The organism is Mesorhizobium sp. M1E.F.Ca.ET.041.01.1.1 (assembly GCF_003997355.1).
GTDB lineage: Bacteria > Pseudomonadota > Alphaproteobacteria > Rhizobiales > Rhizobiaceae > Mesorhizobium.
In genome coordinates this window covers 1-753 of the sequence record NZ_RZSL01001146.1, presented here as the reverse complement: position 1 = coordinate 753, position 753 = coordinate 1, and the positions used below count along the sequence as shown (strand labels likewise).

The following is a 753-nucleotide window of genomic DNA, read 5'->3' as shown; positions in this document are numbered from 1 at the left end:
GCACGGCCGGTGGGATCTCCGGTGCGGCTCCGCATCCGGGCCCGCGATGTCATGATCGCGACCGAGCAGCCGGCGGGCCTCAGCGCGCTCAATATACTGGCTGGGACGATCGCCGCGGTCAGGCCGGGCGTCGGACCCACAGTGGAAATCGCCATCGATTGCAACGGTGCGACCGTGCTGGCGCGCATCACCGAGCAGTCGAAACAGAGCCTGCGCCTTGAACTCGGCCGCGAGGTCTTCGCCGTGATCAAGACGGTGAGCTTCGACAGCGCGACGACCGGGGCCGGGCTGCCGGCCGAGGCCGATGGTTGACGAAAGGGCAATACCGCTATGTTACATTGGAATAGCGATTTGGCCGCAATGGGAGTATTTTTGACGTGACCGCGGAGGACAAGGGATGCCGTCGCTGAGCCTGCGGATAAACCTCGATCCCGACGGGCGGATCGGCCCGGGCAAGGTCGAGCTTTTGGAGCAGATCGCCGCCTTCGGCTCGATCTCTGCCGCGGCGCGCGGCATGGAGATGTCCTACAAGCACGCCTGGGACCTCGTCGAGGACATGAACCGCGTGTTCGGCAAGCCGCTGGTTTCGGCGCAGACCGGCGGCAAGAAGGGCGGCGGCGCGCAGTTGACGCCGGTGGGCCTCGCCGTCGTCAGCCGCTTCAGGGCCATCGAGCGCGCGGCCGCTTCTGCCGCCGCTGTGCATATGCAGGCTTTGCAGGCGGAGATCGATGCTGAATAGGGGAGTAGGGGAGT

At 66.1% G+C, this 753-nt stretch carries 2 protein-coding genes; both read left to right on the top strand.

Translation table 11 applies throughout. The features are described from left to right. On the top strand, positions 1 to 312 hold a 312-nt coding region (locus EOA38_RS38005), incomplete at its 5' end, for a TOBE domain-containing protein (protein ID WP_189435240.1). An 85-nt stretch (positions 313 to 397) separates the two neighbouring features. After that, positions 398 to 739 (top strand): winged helix-turn-helix domain-containing protein, encoded by a 342-nt coding sequence (locus tag EOA38_RS38000; RefSeq protein WP_126093141.1) that lies wholly within the window; start codon positions 398 to 400, stop codon positions 737 to 739. Positions 740 to 753: the final 14 nt, after the last annotated feature.